The sequence below is a fragment of the Yersinia ruckeri ATCC 29473 genome, assembly GCF_000754815.1.
Lineage (GTDB): Bacteria > Pseudomonadota > Gammaproteobacteria > Enterobacterales > Enterobacteriaceae > Yersinia > Yersinia ruckeri.
Genome location: NZ_KN150747.1, coordinates 664,530 through 683,554 on the forward strand (window position 1 = coordinate 664,530; position 19,025 = coordinate 683,554).

Sequence of the window (19,025 nt, forward strand, 5' to 3'; positions counted from 1 at the left end):
ATCCGTGAAAGACTTATTAAAGTTTCTGAAAGCGCAAACTAAGACCGAAGAGTTTGACGCGATCAAAATTGCTCTGGCCTCGCCAGACATGATCCGTTCTTGGTCGTTCGGCGAAGTGAAAAAGCCGGAAACCATTAACTACCGTACGTTCAAACCAGAACGTGACGGTCTTTTCTGCGCCCGTATCTTTGGCCCAGTAAAAGATTACGAATGTTTGTGTGGTAAATACAAGCGTTTAAAACACCGTGGCGTCATTTGTGAGAAATGCGGCGTTGAAGTGACTCAGACTAAAGTGCGCCGTGAGCGTATGGGTCACATTGAGCTGGCTTCTCCAACTGCACATATCTGGTTCCTGAAATCCTTGCCTTCGCGCATCGGTTTGTTGCTGGATATGCCACTGCGTGACATCGAACGTGTTCTGTACTTCGAATCCTATGTGGTTATCGAAGGCGGCATGACCAACCTAGAACGTCGCCAGATTCTGACTGAAGAGCAGTATCTGGATGCGTTGGAAGAGTTTGGTGATGAATTCGACGCGAAAATGGGCGCAGAAGCGATCCAGGCCTTGTTGAAAAACATGGATCTGGAAGCGGAATGCGAGATCCTGCGTGAAGAATTGAACGAAACGAATTCTGAAACCAAGCGTAAGAAGCTGACCAAGCGTATCAAGCTGCTGGAAGCGTTCGTACAGTCTGGCAACAAGCCAGAGTGGATGATCCTGACCGTGCTGCCGGTATTGCCGCCAGATCTGCGTCCATTGGTTCCTTTGGATGGTGGCCGCTTTGCGACTTCCGATCTGAACGATTTGTATCGTCGCGTGATCAACCGTAATAACCGTCTGAAACGCCTGCTGGATCTGGCTGCTCCTGACATCATTGTGCGCAACGAAAAGCGTATGCTGCAAGAAGCAGTAGATGCATTGCTGGATAACGGCCGTCGCGGTCGTGCAATTACCGGCTCGAACAAGCGTCCGCTGAAATCTCTAGCAGACATGATCAAAGGTAAGCAAGGTCGTTTCCGTCAGAACTTGCTGGGTAAACGTGTTGACTACTCAGGCCGTTCGGTGATCACCGTAGGTCCATACCTGCGTCTGCATCAGTGTGGTTTGCCGAAGAAAATGGCTCTTGAGCTGTTCAAACCGTTCATCTACGGCAAGCTGGAATTGCGTGGTCTTGCTACCACCATTAAAGCTGCCAAGAAGATGGTTGAGCGTGAAGAAGCGGTCGTTTGGGATATCCTGGATGAAGTCATCCGCGAACACCCAGTATTGCTGAACCGTGCACCAACCCTTCACCGTTTGGGTATCCAGGCGTTTGAACCGGTTCTGATCGAAGGTAAAGCCATCCAGCTACATCCGCTGGTTTGTGCGGCATATAACGCCGACTTCGATGGTGACCAGATGGCTGTTCACGTACCGCTGACGCTGGAAGCCCAGTTGGAAGCGCGTGCGTTGATGATGTCAACCAACAACATCCTGTCACCTGCGAACGGCGAGCCAATCATCGTTCCTTCTCAGGACGTTGTATTGGGTCTGTACTATATGACCCGTGACTGTGTTAACGCCAAAGGCGAAGGCATGGTGCTGAGTGGGCCGAAAGAAGCTGAACGTGTTTACCGTTCTGGCCATGCATCACTGCATGCGCGAGTCAAAGTCCGTATTTCTGAAGAAATTCGTACTGCGGAAGGCGACAGCGTTTCCCAAACCAGCATCATCGATACGACGGTAGGTCGTGCTATTTTGTGGATGATTGTTCCACAAGGCCTGCCTTACTCTATCGTTAACCAGCCGCTGGGCAAGAAAGCCATTTCCAAGATGCTGAACACCTGTTACCGCATCCTGGGCTTGAAACCAACGGTTATCTTTGCTGACCAGATCATGTACACCGGTTTTGCTTACGCAGCACGCTCAGGCGCCTCTGTAGGTATCGATGACATGGTTATCCCAGAAGCGAAAGCAGGGATCATCGAAGAAGCTGAAACTGAAGTTGCCGAGATCCAGGAACAGTTCCAATCCGGTCTGGTAACAGCAGGCGAACGTTATAACAAAGTGATCGATATCTGGGCCGCGGCTAACGAACGTGTTGCCAAGGCGATGATGGACAACTTATCCGTTGAAGACGTCGTCAACAGTAAAGGTGAAGTGGAGCAACAAGTTTCCTTCAACAGCATCTTTATGATGGCCGACTCCGGTGCGCGTGGTTCTGCAGCACAGATTCGTCAGCTGGCAGGTATGCGTGGCCTGATGGCCAAGCCAGATGGCTCGATCATTGAAACGCCAATCACCGCGAACTTCCGTGAAGGTTTGAACGTACTTCAGTACTTCATCTCAACCCATGGTGCGCGTAAAGGTTTGGCGGATACCGCATTGAAAACTGCGAACTCCGGTTACCTGACCCGTCGTTTGGTTGATGTGGCGCAGGATCTGGTTGTAACCGAAGACGATTGTGGTACCCATAACGGTATCGTGATGACGCCGGTTATCGAAGGTGGTGATGTTAAAGAGCCACTGCGCGATCGCGTTCTGGGTCGTGTGACTGCGGAAGAAGTTATCAAGCCGGGTACGGCTGATATTCTGGTTCCGCGTAACACCCTGTTGGACGAAAAATGGTGTGATCTGTTAGAAGAAAACTCCGTCGACAGCGTTAAAGTTCGTTCAGTAGTAAGCTGTGAAACTGATTTTGGTGTGTGTGCAAACTGCTATGGTCGTGACCTGGCGCGTGGCCACATCATCAACAAAGGTGAAGCGGTTGGTGTTATTGCAGCACAGTCCATCGGTGAGCCGGGTACCCAGCTTACGATGCGTACGTTCCACATCGGTGGTGCGGCATCTCGTGCGGCAGCAGAATCCAGTATTCAGGTTAAGAACAAAGGTACGCTGAAACTGAGCAACGCCAAGTTCGTTATGAATGCAGCTAGCAAGCTGGTTATTACTTCTCGTAATACCGAGCTGAAGCTGATCGACGAATTCGGTCGGACTAAAGAAAGCTACAAAGTACCTTACGGTGCCGTAATGGGTAAAGGCGATGGTGCAGAAGTTCAGGGCGGCGAAACCGTTGCTAACTGGGATCCGCATATCATGCCAGTTGTGACCGAAGTGAGCGGCTTCATCCGCTTCGCGGACATGGTTGACGGCCAGACCATTACTCGCCAGACCGACGAACTGACTGGTTTGTCTTCTCTGGTGGTACTGGACAGTGCAGAGCGTACCGGTAGCGGTAAAGACCTGCGTCCAGCACTGAAAATCGTTGATGCCAAAGGTGACGACGTATTGATTCCAGGTACAGATATGCCTGCTCAATACTTCCTGCCAGGTAAAGCGATTGTTCAGTTGGAAGACGGCATTCAGATCGGTGCGGGTGATACCTTGGCTCGTATTCCGCAAGAATCAAGCGGTACCAAGGATATTACCGGTGGTTTGCCACGTGTTGCTGACTTGTTCGAAGCACGTCGTCCGAAAGAACCGGCTATCCTGGCTGAAATCAGCGGGATCATCTCGTTCGGTAAAGAGACTAAAGGCAAGCGTCGTCTGGTGATCTCACCGTTGGATGGTAGCGATGCATACGAAGAGATGATTCCTAAGTGGCGTCAGCTTAACGTGTTCGAAGGTGAAGTTGTAGAACGCGGTGACGTGGTTTCCGATGGCCCAGAATCTCCACACGACATTCTGCGTCTGCGTGGCGTTCACGCGGTTACCCGTTACATCACCAACGAAGTGCAGGAAGTTTACCGTCTGCAAGGCGTTAAGATTAACGATAAACACATCGAAGTTATCGTTCGTCAGATGCTGCGTAAAGGTACCATCGTTGATGCAGGTGGCACCGACTTCCTGGAAGGCGAGCAGGCAGAAATGTCTCGCGTTAAAATCGCTAACCGTAAGTTGGCAGCTGAAGGAAAAATCGAGGCCACATTCACCCGTGACCTGCTGGGTATCACCAAGGCATCCTTGGCGACCGAGTCCTTCATCTCTGCGGCTTCGTTCCAGGAAACCACGCGCGTTCTTACCGAAGCGGCAGTTGCCGGTAAACGTGATGAACTGCGTGGCCTGAAAGAGAACGTTATCGTGGGCCGCCTGATTCCAGCCGGTACCGGTTACGCTTATCATCAGGATCGCATGCGTCGTAAAGCTCTGGGTGACACCCCAGTGACTCCGCAAGTTAGCGCGGACGAAGCAACGGCTAACCTGGCTGAATTGCTTAACGCTGGCTTTGGTAACAGCAAAGACTAATCTCTTTGTTGGTCACCAACCTGCAAACCGCTCCTTTGGGAGCGGTTTTTTTTTGTCTGAATTCTTAAAGAGAGCTGCGGCCTAAGTAACCATCCCAGTCTTTCCAGACCGGTTGCAAACCGGCTTGAATGAGTGCCTGTGCCACCTGCTGCGGTGAACGGTTGTCGTGAGGTGCAAACTGTTCTAACTCAGGGTGATGGTCGGCATAACCGCCTGGCTGGGTTTTTGAACCCGCACTGACGCTGTTGATCGCCAACGGAATAACGTGATCGCGAAAGAACGGTGACTCCCTGGTGGAGAGTGACAGTTCTACATCAGGAGCAAACAGGCGAAAAGCACAGATTAGTTGCACTAATTGAGATTCGCTCATCAGTGATGCGGGTTCAATTCCGCCAGCACAGGGACGCAAACGTGGAAAGGAGATGGAATAGCGGGTTTGCCAGTAAGTTTGTTGCAGGTAAAATAAATGCTCGGCCAACATATAGCAATCGGTGCGCCAATTATTGGATAAACCGATTAATGCGCCTAAACCGATTTTGTCGATCCCGGCGCGTCCCAGACGATCTGGTGTGGCCAACCGCCAATGAAAATCCTGCTTTTGCCCACGTAAATGATGCTGGTGGTAAGTCGTAGTATGATAAGTCTCCTGATAAACCATTACCGCATCTAATCCCAGCACTTTCAGTTCGGCATATTCCTCCTCTGACAACGGTTGTACCTCCATCATCAGCGAACTGAAGCGGCTGCGAATCAAAGGAATATGCTGTCTGAAATAGTCCATACCCACTTTAGTTTGGTGTTCACCCGTGACTAGCAGCAAATGTTCAAACCCTAACGCTTTGATTGCATCACATTCACGAATAATCTCTGCTTCATCCAGCGTTTTACGCTTAATCCGGTTACTCATGGAGAAACCGCAATAGGTACAATCGTTGGCGCACAGGTTGGAGAGATACAGCGGCACATAGAAACCTATGGTATTCCCGAAACGTTGGCGAGTAAGTTGTTGAGCTTTCTGCGCCATAGGTTCCAGAAACGGCAACGCTGCTGGCGAAATCAATGCCATTAAATCTTGTCGATCTGGCTTGCTACTATTTAATGCCCGCTCTACATCGCGGGCGGTTTTGCTGTTGATTCGCAGTGAAATATCATCCCAATCCAACTGCTGCCAGCGATAGCTAAAGTCTTCAGCCATGATGTCGGTCCTCACTTTGGCTGAGAAAACCGGTCAATGGACTGGTTGCGCAGGCCTGCTGTTGACGTGGGCCTAAACCAGCCTGACGCGCGAGTACCCCGGCTTCTACCGCCAGTCGGAACGCCTGTGCCATTTGCACCGGAGAGCGAGCTACGGCAATTGCCGTATTCACCAATACGGCATCGGCACCCAGCTCCATTGCTTCCAGTGCATGGCTGGGAGCACCAATACCCGCGTCGATCACCACCGGTACTTTGGACTGATCAATAATAATTTGCAGGAAATCACGAGTGAGTAGCCCCAGGTTTGAACCAATCGGCGAGGCTAATGGCATCACTGCGGCACAGCCAACTTCTTCCAGACGCTTGCATAATACTGGATCGGCTCCGCAGTACGGCAATACCACGAAGCCGTCTTTGACCAGTATTTCCGCTGCTTTTAAGGTTTCTATCGGATCCGGTAGCAGGTATTTCACATCTGGATGGATCTCCAGCTTTATCCAATGAGTACCTAATGCTTCGCGAGCCAGTCGAGCGGCAAAACACGCTTCTTCAGCCGTTTTTGCTCCGGAAGTATTGGGCAACAAACGAATGCCGAGCTGTTGCAACGGTGCCAGAATAGCGTCGTTGCCTGTTTTCAGGTCAACTCGTTTCATCGCCATCGTCACCAGTTGTGAACCGGAGGCTTGCAACGCATCCAACATCAACGCGGGCGTGGCGAATTTTCCCGTTCCGGTAAATAACCGCGAGGTAAAAGTGGTATCAGCAATTTTTAACATATCAGCCTCCGGCAATTGCTTGAAACAGCAAAACGTCATCCCCGTCCTGCAATATATGGGTGTCCCAGTTATTGCGGGGAATGATGGTTTGATTGATCGCCAGTGCGCTCCCTGGCTGGTTGTAATCCAGTTGAGTGAGCAACTGATTCACCGTCAGTGCATCTTCCAGCTCGATCGATTCGTCATTGAGTAAGATTTTCACGCATTTCCTCCGCAAGCCGTACAATGGCTGGCTTTGCTGAGTTGTAGCGTGCTCCAGCTTTGCTGCTTGCCATCGAAAAGGCGTAATTTGCCACTGAGTGCCGAGGGCAGCCCTGCCAGCATTTTGATCGCCTCCAATGCTTGCAAGGTTCCAATCACCCCAACTACGGGGCCCAATACACCGGCGGTACGGCAGTTTCTCTGTGGTGTCTCTTTACTGGGATACAAGCAGGCGTAGCAGCCGTGGGTGTAAGGCGGTTCGATAATTAGCAACTGGCCGCTAAAGCCGACAGCGCTACCGCTGATCAATGGCTTGCCTGCCTGCACACAGGCGGCATTCACCTGATGGCGGGTTTCCATGTTATCGCAGCAATCAAGTACCAAATCAGCCGCTGCGACAGCATCGGTTAAGGCGCTGCCCATCAGCCGTTGATCAAGGGTGATCGCCTCTATCTGTGGATTCAGACCTTGTAAATGACGCTGAGCCAATTTGGCCTTGCTTTGGCCAATATCCGCCGTGCGATAGAGCACCTGCCGCTGTAAGTTGCTTATTTCTACGTTATCATCATCCGCCAGCCATAATTTTCCTACGCCAGCAGCGGCGAGATAGAGTGCCGCTGGCGAGCCAAGGCCACCCAGCCCGACAATCAGTACGCTGGCTTGTTTGAGTTTTTGTTGCCCCACAGGGCCGATGTCTTCCAATAGCAACTGGCGGCTATAGCGCAGAAAGTCTTGGTCACTCAACGCGTTATCATGCATAAGTTGATTCCTTACCTTCTACCAGCCGTAATAACTGCCCAGTCGCGTACTGCCAGTCGGCAGCTTGTGTGATGGCGCTAACCACGGCAATACTACCGACTCCGCTGGCAATGACTTGCGGCACTCGTTCCAGATTGATGCCTCCGATCGCGACCGTTGGGTAATCAGGCGTGTTGATCACTTGACGGGTTAACGCTTCCACCCCTTGCGGAGCTGAAGGCATCTGTTTGGTTTGCGTAGGAAAAATATGCCCCAACGCGATATAGGACGGTTGCAGATTTCGTGCGAGGGCCAGTTCGTACTCATTATGGGTAGAAATGCCAAGGCGCAAACCGGCACGCTGAATGGCAGGCAAGTCGGCAATCTCCAGATCTTCCTGACCCAAGTGAACGCCGTAAGCACCCTGTTGAATGGCTAACTGCCAATAATCATTGATAAATAAACGTGCCTGATAACTTGTCGCCAAACTAATGGCAGCAGCAATAGTATCTTCAACCTGTACGTCGTTGGCGTCTTTGATACGTAATTGCAAGGTGGTGACACCAGCATCCAGCAAACGGGCGATCCAGAGTAGAGAATCGACTACCGGATACAGACCCAAGCGATGTTCGGTGCTAGCGAAAGGTGCATCAGGCTTGTTCATCATCGATCTCCACCTGACGAATGTTGGCGCTGTGGTACAACTCGCTGCCGCGAGAGCGGAATTCCTCAGATATCTGTTTCATGCCTGATTGCTGACTTTGGATCGAGGTTTGGATCTGAATGGGTTGAGCCGAGGTTTCCAGTGCCGCCGCATTTTCCTGCGCTGCCGCATAGTCGCGTACTTCCTGCGAGATCTTCATTGAACAGAATTTTGGCCCACACATTGAACAGAAATGGGCAACCTTACCGGATTCCTGTGGCAAGGTTTCATCGTGGTAAGCACGGGCGGTTTCGGGATCGAGCGCTAAATTGAACTGATCTTCCCAGCGGAATTCAAAACGCGCTTTGGACATAGCATTGTCGCGGATCTGCGCGCCAGGGTGTCCTTTAGCCAGATCCGCCGCGTGAGCCGCGATTTTGTAGGTAATAAGCCCCTGTTTGACATCTTCTTTATTAGGCAGACCCAGATGCTCTTTCGGCGTCACGTAGCACAGCATGGCGCAACCAAACCAGCCAATCATCGCCGCGCCAATGCCGGAAGTGAAATGATCGTAACCCGGAGCGATATCTGTAGTTAACGGTCCTAAGGTGTAAAATGGCGCTTCGTGGCAGTGTTCCAGTTCTTCGGTCATGTTACGGCGGATCATCTGCATGGGCACATGTCCTGGGCCTTCGATCATCACCTGCACATCATATTCCCAGGCAATTTTGGTCAATTCCCCCAAAGTATGCAGTTCGGCGAATTGGGCTTCATCATTGGCATCTTGAATAGAACCAGGGCGTAGGCCGTCACCCAGCGATAATGAAACGTCGTAGGCGGCACAAATCTGGCAGATTTCGCGGAAATGCTGATACAGGAAGTTCTCCTGATGGTGGGACAAACACCATTTGGCCATAATCGAACCACCGCGTGAGACTATGCCAGTCAGGCGCTTGGCGGTCATTGGCACATAGCGCAGTAATACACCGGCATGGATAGTGAAATAGTCTACGCCTTGCTCCGCCTGTTCTAATAAAGTGTCGCGGAACATTTCCCAGGTCAGATTTTCTGCCACACCGTTCACTTTTTCCAATGCCTGATAGATCGGTACAGTACCAATTGGCACCGGGCTGTTACGTAAAATCCACTCGCGGGTTTCGTGAATATAACGACCAGTAGATAAATCCATTACGGTATCTGCGCCCCAACGGATCGACCACACCAACTTCTCCACTTCTTCTTCAATGGAAGATGTCACTGCGGAATTACCGATATTGGCATTGACTTTTACCAGGAAGTTACGGCCAATAATCATCGGTTCAGATTCGGGGTGGTTAATGTTCGCGGGGATAATTGCGCGGCCAGCGGCCACTTCTTGGCGAACAAACTCCGATGTAATATTTTCCGGCAGATTGGCACCAAAGGCTTGTCCTGGATGCTGGTGGCGTAACACCGCACCACGAATTCTTTCACGGCCCATATTTTCGCGAATGGCAATAAATTCCATTTCCGGAGTGACAATACCCGCTCTGGCGTAGTGCAACTGGGTCACACATTTACCGGCAATGGCTTTTTTCGGGCGCGGTAACTGTTCAAAACGTAAATGATCTAACCCTTCGTCGGCCAAACGTTGTTGGGTAAAACCGGAGCTGACGCCAACCAAGGCTGCAGTATCCTGACGATCGGCGATCCAGTTATCGCGCAGTTTCGGTAACCCGGCGTGAACGTCTAATGTAGCCAGAGGATCGCCATAAGGACCGGAAGTGTCATACACCGGGATCGCTTCGTTATCCTCATAGCGAGGATCGTCTTTGCCACCGCCGATCAAGGTTGGGCTGAGCAGGATCTCGCGCATCGGTACCTGAAGGTCGGATCGTGATCCTTGCAGATAGATCCGTCGGGAATTTGGGAAGCTGACACCTTGCAGCGTGTCAATAAACTGCTGAGCATCTTCGCGCTGTTCTTTACGTGAAATAGCTTTACGTGGACGGGCAGTGGGCTTGGCGGTATCAGCCAAAGAGGACGAGTGAGTATTATTAGACATAGCAAATTCCTACCAGTGTGGTTTATAGGGAAAATTGCTTGTCTGGAGCTTGGCGGGAGTAATGATGTTAGCCAGATGCGACGATACTCATCCTTTGGAAGGTGAAAACCGTGCTATAGCGATAAATTACTCTTGTTCCCTTCGCGGGTACTAACCCGATCAGGTTCCGCGGATCCCGAATTAACGGTCTCAGCCTGCGCGTTGCTTTATAAAAAAGCGCGCGCTAGGCACTCCGACAAGAGACCGTAGTATATACCCTTCTTACTGGAAGTTGCAGGGGGATGGGTGACGTTTATTTACTCGCAGACTTATCAATGTCAGTTTATCGAGTGTTATTCACCGCTATCTACCTGCAACTCCATCATCTTTGGGAATAGGGCGTTGAATTAAAATGACCAGATTGAATTAACTGGCGCGGCCATCTGCCGCGGTTGGATTCGCCGCTTCCCAAGACTCAGCCGCCAATTGGAGTAGTTGGTCTTCCAGTGTAAAGCGGGCATCCAATGCTTCGCCAATATCAGATAACGCTTGATGAAATTCCAAACAACTATCCTGATCGACCTCATTGTCTGTATAACGATCGTGGAAAGCCATGATAGTTTGTGTATTGTTGTTTAATGCGGGATAAAACTGGGTAGTTAAAGCCATCTTTGGACTGGTAGCGCCTTCTACCTGCTTGATTATTCTTTCATAAATATGAAAATGGCCAGAAGAGAGATAATCCACCAAATTATGGCAGAAGTTGTCCAAGGCTTTTTGATTCAGCGGGGTATGCTTTTCTTTTGGCGGTTTAATGCCGATCACGGTGCAATATGAGACTAACAGTGCTTTGCGAGCATGTAGCCATTGATCAATTAATTCATGACTGCCACCAACACGCTGAGTCAAGCTTTCAAGGCTGTTTAGCATGAACGACTCCATGAGTAAAAATACGTAAATGTGGGTTACAAAAATGTAACAAACCAAATTCTAGATTGCCAGTGAAGTCGAGGTTGTGCAACAACGATATGGAACTACAACTAACAGGTGAGGAACATGGCTGGTGGGTTATCAGTCATGAGAACAAATTGTGGCTACCAAAAGGTGAATTACCTTACGGTAGCGCAGCACTTTGGTCGCTACAGGGAGCGACGGCTAGACAGATTGGCGAATGGCAAGGCCAGGCTGTTTGGCTGATTCGCCAACTCATGAGCAGTGAGATGGGATCAGTACGGCAATTATTGGACATTGATCGCGGTTTGTTTCAACTGGCAGGGCGAGGTGTTCAGTTGGCGGAATTTTATCGTTCCCACCGGTTCTGTGGCTATTGCGGTCATCAAATGCATGCCAGCCGCACTGAATGGGCTTGCCTGTGTAATCATTGCCGTGAACGCTATTATCCACAAATTGCGCCCTGTGTGATCGTGGCCATTCGGCGTGGTGATGAAATTTTACTGGCTCAGCATGTTCGTCATCGTGGCGGTATTCATACGGTGCTGGCCGGTTTTGTCGAAGTGGGCGAAACCTTGGAACAGGCTGCGGCTCGCGAAGTCATGGAAGAAAGTAATATCAGCATTAAGAACATGCGCTACGTCACCTCTCAGCCTTGGCCGTTCCCACATTCTTTAATGATGGCGTTTATGGCGGAATATGACAGCGGCGAACTGCGTCACGATCCGAAAGAATTACTCAACGCTAATTGGTACCGTTACGATCAACTGCCATTATTACCTCCGCCGGGCACCGTGGCACGTCGGTTGATTGAAGATACGGTGGTGCGGTGTCGCACCGAACAGGACAGCTAAATCTGGCATGCTACAATAGCGGCAGATAATTAAGGGAGCCCCACATGAATGAGTTGAAGAACGATCGTTATCTGCGCGCCTTACTTCGTCAGCCCGTAGATGTCACTCCGGTATGGATGATGCGTCAGGCAGGACGTTATTTGCCAGAGTACAAGGCAACCCGCGCGCAAGCGGGTGATTTTATGGCGTTGTGTAAAAACGCCGAGTTGGCCTGTGAAGTGACTCTCCAGCCTTTGCGACGTTATCCGTTAGACGCGGCGATTTTGTTCTCCGACATTCTGACCATTCCTGATGCTATGGGCCTGGGGCTTTACTTTGAAACGGGCGAAGGCCCGCGTTTCCAGTCACCGATTACGTGTCGTGCCGACGTAGAAAAACTGCCCATTCCTGATCCTGAGCATGAGCTGGGTTATGTCATGAATGCGGTGCGGACTATTCGTCGTGAACTGAAAGGGCAGGTACCGTTAATTGGTTTCTCCGGTAGCCCGTGGACGCTGGCGACTTATATGGTCGAAGGCGGCAGTAGCAAAGCGTTTACCAAATTGAAGAAAATGATGTATGCCGAGCCAGCAACCTTGCATTTGTTACTGGATAAACTGGCAGACAGCGTCATTTTGTATCTGAATGCGCAGATCAAAGCTGGCGCGCAGTCGGTGATGGTGTTTGATACCTGGGGCGGTGTGTTGACTGGCCGTGATTATCTTGAGTTCTCGCTACAGTACATGCATAAGATTGTCGCCGGTTTGATTCGTGAAAATGATGGACGTCGTGTGCCCGTGACCCTGTTTACCAAAGGTGGTAGGCAGTGGTTGGAAGCGATGGCCGCTACCGGATGTGATGCTCTAGGGCTGGATTGGACGATGGATATCGCGGAAGCTCGTCACCGTGTAGGGGATAAAGTTGCGCTACAGGGCAACATGGATCCGTCAGTATTGTATGCACCCGCAGAGCGAATCCAGCAGGAGGTCGGTACTATTCTGGCAGGTTTCGGCCATGGCGAAGGTCATGTATTCAATCTGGGTCATGGCATTCATCAAGATGTCCCACCGGAGCACGCTGGCGTGTTCGTTGAAGCGGTACACCGTTTGTCCCGCCAATACCACGTATAAACGGAGGAAAGATGGTTGATACTCTGGCTTTGCGTGAAGAACAACGACAACGAGCCACCGAGATCATCCTCCATGATGATGCCGATTTCGCGCCACCGGTATTGATTGCCGGTGCCGATGTTGGCTTCGAACAGCAAGGTGCCGTGACGCGCGCGGCAATTGCCATCCTACATTATCCTTCCTTAGAATTAGTGGAATACCAGATAGCCCAGGTTGCCACGACGCTACCTTATATTCCGGGCTTACTCTCATTTCGCGAATATCCGGCTTTGCTGGCTGCTTGGGCGCAGTTACGCCAGCGGCCTGATTTGCTACTGGTGGATGGGCAGGGTATCGCACATCCCCGTCGTTTGGGGGTTGCCAGTCATTTTGGCCTATTAGTTGATGTGCCTACCATTGGCGTGGCTAAAAGTCGGTTATGCGGCCAATTTTCACCTTTGGCAACGGCTGCCGGTGCTTTGCAGCCGTTGGTTGATGCTAGCGCGCAACTAGGTTGGGTTTGGCGTAGTAAAGCCCGCTGTAATCCGCTGTTTATCTCCCCTGGGCATCGGATCGGCATGGAAAGTGCGCTAGCCTGGGTGCAGAAATGCATGGCCGGTTATCGGTTACCCGAACCAACGCGTTGGGCGGATGCTATTGCCTCCGATAGACCGGCGTTACAACGCTGGTTAGCGAGAAACACCTCACATACAGCGAATATTCCGCGTTAACTTATTCCGATAACTCACTGCTGTTAATCCGTTCACATCTTCGGTTGTCGATATTTTGTTCGAAAACGGGACTTTCCCTACAAGAAAAGACAGATTAATCTGGATTGTGAACTATTTAGCGTATTAACAGATTGATAATTGATAGTTTCTCGTAATACTTTATCCGCTAGCCCAGTGAGCCGTTGGTACTGGGCCGATTATCAGCCTCTAGCCGTGAATCTCCGGGGAGAACGAGATTTCTGACGTTATCTCAATTGTCGCTAAATGAGGCGGCTTTCTCTCATAGGTATATGATTTAATTTCGGGTACACTGCCGCGCAGATAATGAGGAATGAGATCTAAACATGTTACGTAACCCTATCCATTTACGTCTCGAAAAGCTGGAAAGTTGGCAACATATGACCTTCATGGCCTGCTTATGCGAGCGTATGTATCCGAATTACCAGAAATTTTGCCTGGAAACCGAATTTGGCGATCCGGCGGTTTATCGACGTATTCTGGATTTGATCTGGGAAACGCTGGTGGTGAAAGACGCTAAAGTGAACTTCGATAGCCAATTGGAAAAGTTGGAAGAAGCGATTCCTTCCGCCGATGATTACACCATTTACGGCGTGTATCCGGCTATTGATGCCTGCATTGCTCTGGGTGAAGCCATTCATTCGCGTTTAAGCGGTGAAACATTGGAACATGCCATTGCTATCAGTGAGGCATCAATTCGTACTGTAGCTATGCTGGAAATGACTCAGGCTGGCAAAGAAATGACCGATGAAGAACTGAAGGTTCTGCCGGCCGTTGAAGAAGAATGGGACATCCAATGGGAGATTTTCCGTCTGTTGGCCGACTGTGAAGAACGCGATTTGGATCTGATCAAAGGATTAAGATCTGACCTGCGGGAAGCCGCTGTGAGTAACATTGGCATAAATTTAACGCAATAAGGCAAGAAAACGTGATTTAACGCCTGATTTGTCGTGCCTTAAGGCTTCACATCTGCCCCCTGTCTGTTCTACATTTGGGGGGCGAAAAAAAGTGGCTATCGGTGCGTGTATGCAGGAGAGTGCTGTCAATCGGCATATCCGTCGCACTCGATGCTTTGCAAACGATAAACACACTGTAAGGATAACTTATGAATAAGACTCAACTGATTGAAGTAATCGCGGACAAGGCGGATCTTTCCAAAACTCAAGCTAAGGCTGCTTTGGAATCCACACTGGCTGCAATTACCGAGTCTCTGAAAGACGGTGAGCAAGTACAATTGGTTGGTTTCGGTACTTTCAAAGTGAATCATCGTAACGAACGCACTGGCCGCAATCCGCAAACCGGTAAAGAAATCAAAATTGCTGCTGCTAACGTTCCGGCGTTCGTTTCTGGCAAAGCACTGAAAGATTCTGTTAAATAATAACAGCATGTCAGTGAGAATAATAAACGAGGGGGTGGCAAAGCCCCTTTTGTTTATGCGCCGGGTGCTGATGACCTTGGGTCTAGTCATAGGTGTCAGCGCCTGTAGCGGACGTTCCGATGCTCCCCAATTCAGTGCTAGCGGCTATATTGCAGATAGTGCGGTGGTGCGAATCTGGCGTCATGACGATTCCCAGCAACATCCTCAGGTCATCATGACCGTCTACAGTCCCTATCGTGGGGATGTCACCCGAGTGACCTTCTACGAATATCAGAACGGTATTCTGCGCCAGATTCGGCAAAGTGATATTGGTAAAGAGGCTCAAAGCCTACAATTACGCTTTAGCGAACAGGGTGTTGTCAGCTTTATGCAGCGTCAACTGGCATCGAGTCGTGAGTTACTGACCGCAGATGAAATCACTTTTCAGCAGTTTGAAGCCAAGCGTATTCTGGAGTTGAGCACGGCTCTACGTGCCGGGAATGTCAATTTGATGCAAGGGCGTTTCCAGAATGGCGTGTTAACTGGCTGCAACGGTGTCATTCAGCGGCCTCAATTTGAAGATTATGCGCAGACATGGTTGAACCAACGTGCTAAAAATACCAAAGGTCCATTAGGCATCGCCTGGTTGAATGCGCCAGAAGGGCAAGCATTATTACTGGTAGCTAACGAAGACTTTTGTCGCTGGGAGCCAACGGCAGACAGTTTGTAGTATTGTTCGTTAATAAAAAGCTGTTCACTAATATAATAAAGAAGAGGGCGCAAACGCGACACCCTCTGCCATTCTGACTAAAACCTTACTTGTTACTTATTTAGCTCGGGCAATCGCCCGATAGCCAATATCTTTCCGACAGAAACCACCTTCCCAATGAATATCTGCGGCTAACTGGTAAGCACGTTGCTGTGCATCTGCAACGTCAGCCCCCAGTGCGGTTACGCATAAGACACGGCCACCGCTAGTCACAACATGATTACCATCTAGACGGGTTCCGGCATGGAATACTTTCGCGTCCGCGACTTCCTGCTGTGGCAGACCATGAATAATATCGCCTTGACGATAATCTGCCGGGTAACCGCCCGCTGCCAGTACCACACCCAGTGAAGGTCGTTCATCCCAGTCCGAGGTTTTCTCATTCAACTTGCCTTGGGCACCCGCTAGGCAAAGTCCAACCAGATCAGAACGCATCCGCAGCATGATTGGCTGTGTTTCCGGGTCGCCAAAGCGGCAATTAAATTCAATCACTTTTGGTTGCCCGTCAGAAGAAATCATCAAGCCCGCATAGAGGAAACCAGTATAAATATTTCCTTCAGCAGCCATGCCACGTACGGTGGGCCAGATAATCTGATCCATAACCCGCTGGTGAACTTTATCGGTCACTACCGGTGCTGGAGAATAGGCTCCCATACCGCCAGTATTTGGGCCTGTATCGCCATCACCAACGCGTTTATGATCCTGGCTGGTGGCCATGGGCAGAACGTTTTCACCATCTACCATCACAATAAAGCTGGCTTCTTCACCGTCGAGAAACTCCTCCACTACGATACGATGGCCAGCATCACCAAATGCGTTGCCAGCCAGCATGTCGTGAACTGCGGTCTCTGCTTCTTGCAATGTCATCGCAACAATCACGCCTTTACCGGCGGCCAGTCCATCAGCCTTGATCACAATCGGCGCACCAATCTTGCGCACATAGGCTAAAGCTGGTTCAATCTCAGTGAAATTCTGATAAAACGCAGTCGGAATATTGTGGCGTGCCAGGAAATCTTTCGTGAAGGCTTTGGAACCTTCCAACTGTGCCGCAGCCTGCGTTGGGCCAAAAATAGTGAGGCCCGCGTTCCGGAAAGCATCCACTACGCCAATAACCAGCGGCGCTTCTGGGCCAACAATCGTCAGACCAATATCGTGGCTCTGGGCAAAGGCCAGCAAACTAGGAATATCTGTAGCGGCGATATCCACATTTTCTAACGTTGGCTCTAGCGCTGTACCAGCGTTACCCGGTGCGACATAAATTTTATCCGCTAAAGGCGACTGTGCTGCTTTCCAACCCAGAGCATGTTCGCGACCGCCGTTGCCAATAATCAAAATATTCATCAGGATGACTCCGTTAAGCGGTTAAATTAATGACGGAAATGACGCATCTCAGTAAAGATCATCGCGATGTTGTGCTCATCAGCGGCAGCAATCACTTCGTCATCGCGAATCGAACCTCCCGGCTGGATTACGCAAGTGATACCGACGGCTGCGGCGGCATCAATACCATCGCGGAACGGGAAGAAGGCATCGGAAGCCATCGCCGAGCCTGCAACCTGCAAACCTTCATCGGCGGCTTTGATACCGGCAATTTTGGCAGAGTACACGCGGCTCATCTGGCCAGCCCCTATACCAATAGTCACATTATCGCGGGCATAAACAATTGCATTGGATTTAACGAATTTCGCCACTTTCCAGCAGAACAGTGCATCCGCGAGTTCCTGAGCCGTTGGTTGACGCTGAGATACCACGCGAAGATCCGCCTCAGTCACCATGCCTAAATCACGATCCTGTACCAACAGGCCACCATTGACACGTTTGAAATCCAGGCCCGCGGAGCGAGCTTGCCACTGACCACAAGTGAGTACGCGGACGTTTTGTTTGGCGGCTAACAGTGCCAGAGCATCAGGGCTAACGCTTGGCGCAATAATCACTTCGACAAATTGGCGACTGATAATGGCTTGCGCCGTTTCGGCATCTAGTTCTCGGTTAAAGGCAATAATACCGCCGAAAGCGGAAGTTGGATCGGTTTTATAAGCGTTGTTGTAGGCAGCCAAAATGGAATCACCGATAGCGACGCCACAAGGATTGGCGTGTTTGACGATGACACAGGCTGGCTCACTGAATTCTTTCACACATTCCAGTGCCGCATCGGTATCGGCGATATTGTTATAAGACAGCGCTTTGCCCTGTAATTGTTGCGCAGTGGCAACGGAGGCCTCTTTAACCTCTTCTTCTATATAGAAGGCAGCTTGTTGGTGGCTGTTCTCACCGTAACGCATATCTTGTTTCTTTATATAGTTAAGATTCAGGGTGCGTGGGAAGCGGCCAGCAGGTTGTTCGGTTTCGCCGTGATAGGCTGGAACCATAGTACCGAAATAGTTGGCAATCATGCCGTCATAGGCCGCCGTGTGCTCGAATGCCTTGATAGCGAGATTAAAACGGGTCGGATAAGTCAATGAACCGTCATTGTTATCCAGCTCAGTGATGATTTCCGCATAATCGCTGCTCTTGACCACGATCGCGACGTCTTTATGGTTCTTGGCCGCAGAGCGCACCATGGTCGGACCGCCGATATCGATATTCTCAACGGCATCTTCCAGTGAACAATCGGGACGAGCTACGGTTTGGGCAAAAGGATAGAGATTCACAACGACCATATCGATCGGCTGAATATCATGTTGGGACATGATGCCATCGTCCTGACCACGACGACCGAGGATACCGCCATGAATTTTTGGATGCAGAGTTTTAACGCGTCCATCCATCATTTCCGGAAAACCGGTGTAATCGGAAACTTCGGTGACCGGTAAACCGGCATCGGCCAGCAGGCGTGCGGTGCCGCCGGTGGAAAGTAACTCGATGCCACGCTGAGAAAGCGCTTCGGCGAATTCAATGATACCTGCTTTATCAGACACACTAAGCAGAGCACGGCGGATTGGACGGCGTTGTTGCATGGTTTTATCCCTTGGCTTGGAATCGCAGTTTTTCATTGGCTATATATAGAGCGTTACGTGAATCTCTACCTTGAACTTCTATCTATATAGAGGAACAGATTCAGATAACGTCCCAAAAGGGGATTCTTGGGTAATGATTTGCTTCTTTGATACCCCAGTTAGCGGATTGACATGGCTAATTTCAGCCTCGTTTGTACTTTTTAGCTAAAAATCGATTTGCAGAGACAGCATTAGGTGAATGCCGAACCATAATTTCGACGCGGGGAATTGTAGCGAAAACGATTGCGCGATGCTCGTCAATTTTCAGCCCAGATTGATTCTGTGGATAAGTTTGTGCACAACAAGGTATAAAGTGGGGTTTTGCTGTGGAATGCAGCAAACGATCATTTTAATTGAAATTAGCAGTTGCGGCCTGCGCGGAACTCCCTATAATGCGCATCCATCGAGACGGCACACAACGAATCAAGTAGTTAAGTGACCGGCAAAGAGAACAGAGA

Annotated in this window: 16 protein-coding genes and 1 riboswitch; of the genes, 7 read left to right on the plus strand and 9 right to left on the minus strand. The window is 50.3% G+C overall.

All coding sequences use genetic code 11. From position 1 onward, the window contains the following. Nucleotides 1-4: 4 nt before the first annotated feature. Entirely contained in the window at nucleotides 5-4,225 is a 4,221-nt protein-coding gene (rpoC, locus tag DJ39_RS03025; protein WP_004722247.1) for a DNA-directed RNA polymerase subunit beta', read from the plus strand. 64 nt (nucleotides 4,226-4,289) lie between these two features. Here rpoC and thiH read toward each other — a convergent pair whose 3' ends face one another. From thiH to DJ39_RS03060, 7 genes are all read right to left on the minus strand, one after another. Continuing rightward, nucleotides 4,290-5,420: a 2-iminoacetate synthase ThiH gene (thiH, locus tag DJ39_RS03030; protein WP_038244632.1), complete on the minus strand. Its 1,131-nt coding sequence runs from the start codon at nucleotides 5,418-5,420 to the stop codon at nucleotides 4,290-4,292. Further along, nucleotides 5,413-6,198 (minus strand): thiazole synthase, encoded by a 786-nt coding sequence (locus DJ39_RS03035; protein WP_004722243.1) that lies wholly within the window; start codon nucleotides 6,196-6,198, stop codon nucleotides 5,413-5,415. Before DJ39_RS03035 ends, thiH begins: the two co-directional genes overlap by 8 nt. Before the next feature lies 1 nt (nucleotide 6,199). Next, entirely contained in the window at nucleotides 6,200-6,400 is a 201-nt protein-coding gene (gene thiS, locus DJ39_RS03040) for a sulfur carrier protein ThiS (RefSeq protein ID WP_038244629.1), read from the minus strand. Beyond that, entirely contained in the window at nucleotides 6,397-7,158 is a 762-nt protein-coding gene (locus DJ39_RS03045; RefSeq protein WP_038244627.1) for a HesA/MoeB/ThiF family protein, read from the minus strand. Before DJ39_RS03045 ends, thiS begins: the two co-directional genes overlap by 4 nt. Further along, nucleotides 7,151-7,804: a thiamine phosphate synthase gene (gene thiE, locus DJ39_RS03050; protein ID WP_087931017.1), complete on the minus strand. Its 654-nt coding sequence runs from the start codon at nucleotides 7,802-7,804 to the stop codon at nucleotides 7,151-7,153. The genes DJ39_RS03045 and thiE overlap by 8 nt, the downstream gene beginning before the upstream one ends. Next, on the minus strand, nucleotides 7,788-9,824 hold the full coding sequence (thiC, locus tag DJ39_RS03055) for a phosphomethylpyrimidine synthase ThiC (RefSeq protein ID WP_038251139.1): 2,037 nt from the start codon (nucleotides 9,822-9,824) through the stop codon (nucleotides 7,788-7,790). The genes thiE and thiC overlap by 17 nt, the downstream gene beginning before the upstream one ends. A 119-nt stretch (nucleotides 9,825-9,943) precedes the next feature. Then, a riboswitch (TPP riboswitch) is annotated at nucleotides 9,944-10,069 on the minus strand. A 160-nt stretch (nucleotides 10,070-10,229) separates the two neighbouring features. Beyond that, on the minus strand, nucleotides 10,230-10,733 hold the full coding sequence (locus DJ39_RS03060; protein WP_004722232.1) for an Rsd/AlgQ family anti-sigma factor: 504 nt from the start codon (nucleotides 10,731-10,733) through the stop codon (nucleotides 10,230-10,232). Nucleotides 10,734-10,831: 98 nt separating this feature from the next. On the opposite strand from DJ39_RS03060, the gene nudC reads away from it, so the two are divergent. From nudC to DJ39_RS03090, 6 genes are all read left to right on the plus strand, one after another. Further along, nucleotides 10,832-11,608, plus strand: coding sequence for an NAD(+) diphosphatase (nudC, locus tag DJ39_RS03065; RefSeq protein WP_004722230.1), 777 nt, complete (start codon nucleotides 10,832-10,834; stop codon nucleotides 11,606-11,608). 44 nt (nucleotides 11,609-11,652) lie between these two features. After that, the gene (gene hemE / locus DJ39_RS03070; protein WP_004722229.1) at nucleotides 11,653-12,717 is read left to right on the plus strand and encodes a uroporphyrinogen decarboxylase; all 1,065 of its coding nucleotides are present in this window, start codon (nucleotides 11,653-11,655) and stop codon (nucleotides 12,715-12,717) included. A gap of 11 nt (nucleotides 12,718-12,728) precedes the next feature. Further along, a complete protein-coding gene (gene nfi / locus DJ39_RS03075) occupies nucleotides 12,729-13,427 on the plus strand; it encodes a deoxyribonuclease V (RefSeq protein WP_004722227.1) in 699 nt (232 codons plus the stop codon). Nucleotides 13,428-13,771: 344 nt separating this feature from the next. After that, nucleotides 13,772-14,362, plus strand: a complete 591-nt coding sequence (locus DJ39_RS03080; protein ID WP_004722225.1) for a YjaG family protein — start codon at nucleotides 13,772-13,774, stop codon at nucleotides 14,360-14,362. Between the two features lie 188 nt (nucleotides 14,363-14,550). Continuing rightward, nucleotides 14,551-14,823, plus strand: coding sequence for a nucleoid-associated protein HU-alpha (gene hupA / locus DJ39_RS03085; protein WP_004722222.1), 273 nt, complete (start codon nucleotides 14,551-14,553; stop codon nucleotides 14,821-14,823). A gap of 55 nt (nucleotides 14,824-14,878) precedes the next feature. Beyond that, nucleotides 14,879-15,532: a DUF1481 domain-containing protein gene (locus DJ39_RS03090; RefSeq protein ID WP_004722220.1), complete on the plus strand. Its 654-nt coding sequence runs from the start codon at nucleotides 14,879-14,881 to the stop codon at nucleotides 15,530-15,532. Between the two features lie 96 nt (nucleotides 15,533-15,628). Here the strand turns inward: DJ39_RS03090 and purD are convergent, their stop codons facing one another. Next, nucleotides 15,629-16,912: a phosphoribosylamine--glycine ligase gene (gene purD, locus DJ39_RS03095; RefSeq protein ID WP_004722219.1), complete on the minus strand. Its 1,284-nt coding sequence runs from the start codon at nucleotides 16,910-16,912 to the stop codon at nucleotides 15,629-15,631. Nucleotides 16,913-16,938: 26 nt separating this feature from the next. Further along, on the minus strand, nucleotides 16,939-18,528 hold the full coding sequence (purH, locus tag DJ39_RS03100; RefSeq protein ID WP_038251140.1) for a bifunctional phosphoribosylaminoimidazolecarboxamide formyltransferase/IMP cyclohydrolase: 1,590 nt from the start codon (nucleotides 18,526-18,528) through the stop codon (nucleotides 16,939-16,941). Between the last annotated feature and the right edge of the window lie 497 nt (nucleotides 18,529-19,025).

What these genes read in the sequence shown, in the direction of transcription:
- thiH (WP_038244632.1), bottom strand. Translation starts at nt 5,420, where the DNA reads ATGGCTGAAGACTTTAGCTATCGCTGGCAGCAGTTGGATTGGGATGAT.
- DJ39_RS03035 (WP_004722243.1), bottom strand. Translation starts at nt 6,198, where the DNA reads ATGTTAAAAATTGCTGATACCACTTTTACCTCGCGGTTATTTACCGGA.
- DJ39_RS03045 (WP_038244627.1), bottom strand. Translation starts at nt 7,158, where the DNA reads ATGCATGATAACGCGTTGAGTGACCAAGACTTTCTGCGCTATAGCCGC.
- thiE (WP_087931017.1), bottom strand. Translation starts at nt 7,804, where the DNA reads ATGATGAACAAGCCTGATGCACCTTTCGCTAGCACCGAACATCGCTTG.
- thiC (WP_038251139.1), bottom strand. Translation starts at nt 9,824, where the DNA reads ATGTCTAATAATACTCACTCGTCCTCTTTGGCTGATACCGCCAAGCCC.
- DJ39_RS03060 (WP_004722232.1), bottom strand. Translation starts at nt 10,733, where the DNA reads ATGCTAAACAGCCTTGAAAGCTTGACTCAGCGTGTTGGTGGCAGTCAT.
- nudC (WP_004722230.1), top strand. Translation starts at nt 10,832, where the DNA reads ATGGAACTACAACTAACAGGTGAGGAACATGGCTGGTGGGTTATCAGT.
- hemE (WP_004722229.1), top strand. Translation starts at nt 11,653, where the DNA reads ATGAATGAGTTGAAGAACGATCGTTATCTGCGCGCCTTACTTCGTCAG.
- nfi (WP_004722227.1), top strand. Translation starts at nt 12,729, where the DNA reads ATGGTTGATACTCTGGCTTTGCGTGAAGAACAACGACAACGAGCCACC.
- DJ39_RS03080 (WP_004722225.1), top strand. Translation starts at nt 13,772, where the DNA reads ATGTTACGTAACCCTATCCATTTACGTCTCGAAAAGCTGGAAAGTTGG.
- hupA (WP_004722222.1), top strand. Translation starts at nt 14,551, where the DNA reads ATGAATAAGACTCAACTGATTGAAGTAATCGCGGACAAGGCGGATCTT.
- DJ39_RS03090 (WP_004722220.1), top strand. Translation starts at nt 14,879, where the DNA reads ATGCGCCGGGTGCTGATGACCTTGGGTCTAGTCATAGGTGTCAGCGCC.
- purD (WP_004722219.1), bottom strand. Translation starts at nt 16,912, where the DNA reads ATGAATATTTTGATTATTGGCAACGGCGGTCGCGAACATGCTCTGGGT.
- purH (WP_038251140.1), bottom strand. Translation starts at nt 18,528, where the DNA reads ATGCAACAACGCCGTCCAATCCGCCGTGCTCTGCTTAGTGTGTCTGAT.